This is a genomic window from Moorena sp. SIO2C4 (assembly GCF_010672485.1).
Taxonomy (GTDB): domain Bacteria; phylum Cyanobacteriota; class Cyanobacteriia; order Cyanobacteriales; family Coleofasciculaceae; genus Moorena; species Moorena producens.
In genome coordinates, this window is the sequence record NZ_JAAHGN010000469.1 from 1 (window position 1) to 5,634 (window position 5,634).

Here is a 5,634-nt window from a genome sequence, read left to right on the forward strand (position 1 = left end):
TCTAATACTGTTGTTAATTTATTTTTTTTTTTTTTTTTTCAAGCAGGAGGACGCCTAAGAGATTGACTAAAGTTTGTTACTTGAGTTCAGGCGTGTTCTCTTCCGATCTCTAATCTCCTAAATCCTTCCCTCCTAACTCCTTCCCTCCTTCCCCCACTACAAACACCAAAGGAAAAAAAACATGACTACAACCACCGAAGGACAACAAGTAAAATTTATTCAGTACCATCAACCAGCCCTTGAAAGTGGCGAATACCATATCAAAGTTGAGCAATCTATCTCTGACAAAAGAGAAACAGACAGCAGGATTCCTGACGGTATATCCTATAACAAGGAGTTAATCTTTTCCGTAATTGGGGAACGATTTGAACCCCTCAAACCCCAAGATATTTATGCAGTTTTCCCTCCCCCACAAAGCTTGGGAGATCATTCCAATGTCTTACCCCATATAACGGTTTATCGCAGCACTCTGCCTTGGGAACGTTTTCCAGGCACAACGGATGAAAATTTCACTTGGTTAGTTTTACTCTTATTCCGAGATTCCGATTTTGAGAATGAGGATGATAAACCCCAACTGAAAACTATTACCCTGGGAGAATTAGTAGGGAGGACATCTGGAGGTAAGTTTCCTGAATATGTATTAGATGGAGTAGGACAGACAGCAGAGGAGAACACAACAGTATTCGATGTCAAAAAGAAATATTTAGCCAATATTTTGCCTACTAAAGCAGACCTTGCCTATATTTCCCATATTCGCAAAGCAGAAGACTTAGAGGTAGAAGTTCCCGGTGAGACTACCGCAGATGAAGTAGAGGAAGAAAAAGAATTTGCTACGATTGTGTGTAGCCGTTTACCCGAACCCAATGGCACTAGTTACGTCCACCTAGTTTCCATGGAGGCACGCTATAAAAATGAGGGTAGTTTTGACTTCCAGGATGCGGGGGATGAAGACCTGATCCGGTTTGTGAGTTTGGCAAATTGGAGTTTTTCTTGTGTAGATCCCAAACAAACCTTTACTGAAATCCTCAAGAATCTCAATCGTACCCCCAGCACTCCCAGACTTCCGGTTAATGCCAATGCCACAGCAGAAGCATCTTTAGCCATGGGTTATGTTCCTTTTCCCCATTCCTTGCGGGAAGGAAGTCAAACAGTTTCCTGGTATCGTAGTCCTTTAGCCACTGGTTTCCACTCCGACACCTATGAGTTTCCTGCCAAAGCCGCCGATGAATTATTAAGATATGATTCTAATTTAGGACTTTTTGACACTTCCTATGCAGCAGCTTGGCAATTAGGGCGGATGTTAACCCTGCAAAATCAAGGAGTAGCCACAAAACTGTATGAATGGAAACGGGTATGTTCTCAAAAACTGAAACAACTAGAGAACATTTTTCTGCACTTGCCCTTAAGTCCTAAGCATGATACATCACTTATTGATGCTCCTTTAACAGTGTTTAATTGGTTTAAAAGCTTAGAATTACTGCAAGGTATTCCCTTTAACTATTTAGTTCCTGATGAAAAATTACTCCCCTCAGAATCAATCCGTTTTTTCTGTGTCGATCCTTTATGGGTAGACTCTTTACAGGATGGTGCTTTTAGTATCGGTCGAGTAACAGATGCAGATGTCACCGAAGATAGGGCAACCCGTTCTAATCATAGGAATTTAACCCGCAGTGCAGATCAAAAGCTTACCGGAATTATCATGCGATCGCAAGTGGTGGCAGGATGGCCAGGTTTACTGGTGGATGGCTACGATACAGCGGTGGCGGATGCGGATTCCATTGACGAGACGGAGGGCAATCTGTTACCCCTAGTACGGATGGATAAATTAGCCAAAGATGTCTTAATTTGTATCTTCAAAGGGGAAGTGAAAACCGTCGATATTCACCAAAAACCTGAAGCCATGCACTCTGGGGTAGATCCTTTTGGGGTAGATGATACAGAGATTACCAAAGATTTACGGAATGCCAATGGTGAGTTGATTGTGGATTCCAAAATATCTGTACCCTGGAATAATTTTGACACCAGGTTAATTAACTTAGTGGAATTTGCTGAAAATATGAAAACTTGGTTCAATAGCACAGGTGGGGGAAATGTAGATAATTTTACCTCCGCTCAATTTGGCTTACAGATGATGGAAGGGGTGCAAAAAGTTAGGTTTGTGAAGGAGGAATAGGAGTTGAGGAGGTTAGGAGGTTAGGAGTTAGAAGGTTAGGAGGTTAGGAGTTAGGAGGTTAGGAGGTTAGGAGGTTAGGAGGTTAGGAGGTAGGAGTTTAGGAGGTTAGGAGTTAGGAGTTTAGGAGGTTAGGAGTTAGGAGTTTAGGAGGTTAGGAGTGAGAAGATAGTATAGCGTTTCTAGGACTCATGAGGTACACATTATTTTTTACCTCTTCCCTCTTACCTCTTCCCTGCTCCCTGCTCCCGTCTTGATGCAGTCGCTCATGGGGGAAACCACGCCAGTTGCTCATGGGGGAGACCCCCAAGACCGCACTGGCTCCCCAAGACCGCGCTGCATCGCTGCTCCCTAAAACCCAGAAATTTGTACCTCACAAGTCGTATAATTGCTATATATAGGAAACAGACTATTTTGGAAGTCAAGTTTGCTATTTATGACTAAATACTGGCAGAGATAGGAGATAGGAGATAGGAGATAGGAGATAGGAGTTAGTAGACAGAATATTGTTTTAATTAACTTTGCTACTTCTAACTAAATACTGGCATAACAGCAGATAGGAGATAGGAGACAGGAGACAGGAGACAGAATAAAGAATCAATTTTATTCTTTCCTGACTACATGTAGTAGACCAAAGGCTTTTGTAACTCCTAACTCCTATCTCCTAACTCCTAACTCCTACCTCCTTACCTCCTAACTCCTTACCTCCTAACTCCTTACCTCCTAACTCCTTACCTCCTAACTCCTTACCTCCTAACTCCTTACCTCCTAACTCCTTACCTCCTAACCTCCTAACCTCCTTACCTCCTTACCTCCTAACTCCTACCTCCTAAAGAAACTCATTAAGTTATAGTTAAACTAACTTATAACTCACCTATCCTATCTCAAAATCTCCTATACCTAAGGAAGGATTACTACTGGAAAACGTGGTAGTGCCAGAAGTGCCAGAAGTTTCAAATGTAGCAAATAGGGCACCGTTTCCAAGACCAGTTTCACTACCATTTTGATTGTAGAATAGACTTCCAGTTGTGCTATTGTAGACAATCAAAGCATCACTACTGTCAACCTCAGCATCACCAGAAACAACTGCCCATTGACTCTCATCTAATCCACCACTTCCAGTACTAGTGAGAGCGGTGAAAGTGCTTTGTTCCAGACGAATTTTGTCCTTACTAGCATCAAAGTTGACAATAGTAGTAGTACCGAAATTGCTAGAATTAAAGGCTGAACCAGCATCAAGAACAAAGGTAGTATTACCTACGCCACTAATTAGTATATCATCACCTCCTCCACCAACTAGGTTGTCATTGCCATTACCACCAATCAGAGTATCATCTCCGGCATCTCCAAGTAGGTTGTCATCACCATCTCCACCAACTAAGTAGTCATTGCCAGCATCACCCCTTAGCAGATCATCACCAGCACCTCCAATTAGGGTGTCATTACCATTACCACCAATAGCTACTAACGGTAATACTGCCTTACTTCCGTCGAGAGAATCATCACCTTCACCACCATCAAAGACTACCAGTTGTGCATCGGTACCTGATAAATCATTAACAGTTAAAGTATCATTTCCCGCAAGGCCATTAATTTCAAATTGCTCTACATCATTAACCATAAGGTATACAGGATTATTTTCCTGCTCCCCAGGGTAAGGGTAAGAATCAATAAGCCGTGGCTTATTGATAAACAAACCAGGTCAATATTAACAAATTAACTTTATTGCGAGTAAAGTTGTAGGAGATTATAGGGGTTTCGAGACTTGATCAACCGATATCCAGGGAATGCACATGATGAAGCTTCGCACCACCCATTTACCTCATTTTCATTCGATCAGAATTTGGAAGAATCTTTAAGTTCCGGTAACCCCAGTTACGAGCCTTATCAATACTGTAAATTGATTATTTTCATTCTGAAGCTAACTGTTGCGCTAATGTTTTTGGATCTTTATCTATTTCCTCTGTATCTGGATTGAGGTCTATATCAGGATTGTGTTTTTGCGCTTTTTTAAATTTTTTAACAGCAGCCTTGACATTTGGCTCTTTTTGTAAAACAAAAGCCCTACCTTGTCTCACCAGAAATTCTGCTTTGGTTTTATCTTCCCAATCGGCATACTTGAGACAGGCTTCTCCTGCTTTATTATCTTCTTTATTATCTTGATTATGGTGAGGCGCAACGAGGTAAGGATGAAATTGCAGCTGATCACATCCCTCTTTTAACCAATCTTTCCAATTTCCACCCCGCCACAAACGCACTGTTCCGTCGCCACTGCCACTGATAATCTGTTTGCCATCTGGACTAAAAGCGATCGCATTGACATCAGCTGTATGACCTTCTAATGTATGGAGCAATTGACCGGATTCGGTGTCCCACCAACGCACTGTGTTGTCCCAACTGCCACTGAGTATCTTATTGCCATCTTGGCTAAAGGCGATATCTAAGACAGAACGTGTATGACCTTCTAATGTATGGATTAGTTTACCGGTTTCTGTGTTCCACAAACGCACTGTGTTGTCCCAACTGCCACTGAGTATCTTATTGCCATCTGGACTAAAGGCGATCGTATAGACAGTACTTGTATGACCTTCTAATGTATGGATTATTTGACCGGTTTCTGTATCCCACAACCGCACTGTGCCGTCGTCACTACCACTGAGTATCTTATTGCCATTTGGACTAAAAGCGATCGCATCGACAGAATCTTTATGACCTTCTAATGTATGGATTAGTTTACCGGTTTCTGTATCCCACAACCGCACTGTGCCGTCGCCACTACCACTGATAATATGTTTGCCATCTGGACTAAAAGCGATCGCACTGACATCAGCTGTATGACCTTCTAATGTATGGATTAGTTTACCGGTTTCTGTGTCCCACCAACGCACTGTTTTGTCCCTACTGCCACTGAGTATCTTATTGCCATCTTGGCTAAAGGCGATATCTAAGACAGAACGTGTATGACCTTCTAATGTATGGATTATTTGACCGGTTTCTGTGTCCCACAAACGCACTGTTTTGTCTCTACTGCCACTGAGTATCTTATTGCCATCTGGACTAAAAGCGATCGCATCGACAGAATCTTTATGACCTTCTAATGTATGGATTAGTTTACCGGTGTCTGTGTCCCACAAACGCACTGTGTTGTCATTACTGCCACTGAGTATCTTTTTGCCATCTGGGCTAAAAGCGATATCTGTGACATAACTAGTATGACCTTCTAATGTATGGAGAGGTTGACCGGTTTCTGTGTCCCACAAACGCACTCTGTTGTCCCTACTGCCACTGATAATCTTATTGCCATCTCGACTAAAAGCGATCGCATATACAGAATCTTCATGACCTTCTAATGTATGGATTAGTTTACCAGTTTCTGTGTCCCACAAACGCACTGTGTTGTCCCTACTGCCACTGAGTATCTTATTGCCATCTCGACTAAAAGCGATCGCATAGACAGAATCTTT

At 42.2% G+C, this 5,634-nt stretch carries 3 protein-coding genes; 1 reads left to right on the top strand and 2 read right to left on the bottom strand.

Features of this window, described 5'->3' with window-relative positions; genetic code table 11:
- The first annotated feature begins 181 nt into the window (after nucleotides 1-181).
- Nucleotides 182-2,173 carry a hypothetical protein gene (locus F6K20_RS22170; protein ID WP_287296040.1) on the top strand — a complete coding sequence of 664 codons (1,992 nt, stop codon included), beginning with the start codon at nucleotides 182-184 and terminating at the stop codon, nucleotides 2,171-2,173.
- 871 nt (nucleotides 2,174-3,044) lie between these two features.
- On the opposite strand, the gene F6K20_RS22175 is transcribed toward F6K20_RS22170, so the two are convergent.
- Together F6K20_RS22175 and F6K20_RS22180 are read right to left on the bottom strand one after the other, a co-directional pair.
- Nucleotides 3,045-3,791 carry a calcium-binding protein gene (locus tag F6K20_RS22175; protein WP_287296042.1) on the bottom strand — a complete coding sequence of 249 codons (747 nt, stop codon included), beginning with the start codon at nucleotides 3,789-3,791 and terminating at the stop codon, nucleotides 3,045-3,047.
- Nucleotides 3,792-4,080: 289 nt separating this feature from the next.
- A partial coding sequence (locus tag F6K20_RS22180) for a WD40 repeat domain-containing protein (RefSeq protein WP_287296044.1) occupies nucleotides 4,081-5,634 on the bottom strand: 1,554 nt, incomplete at its 5' end.

Excerpts from the sequence above, each read along its gene's own strand:
- F6K20_RS22170 (WP_287296040.1), top strand. The coding sequence starts at position 182 with ATGACTACAACCACCGAAGGACAACAAGTAAAATTTATTCAGTACCAT.
- F6K20_RS22175 (WP_287296042.1), bottom strand. The coding sequence starts at position 3,791 with ATGGTTAATGATGTAGAGCAATTTGAAATTAATGGCCTTGCGGGAAAT.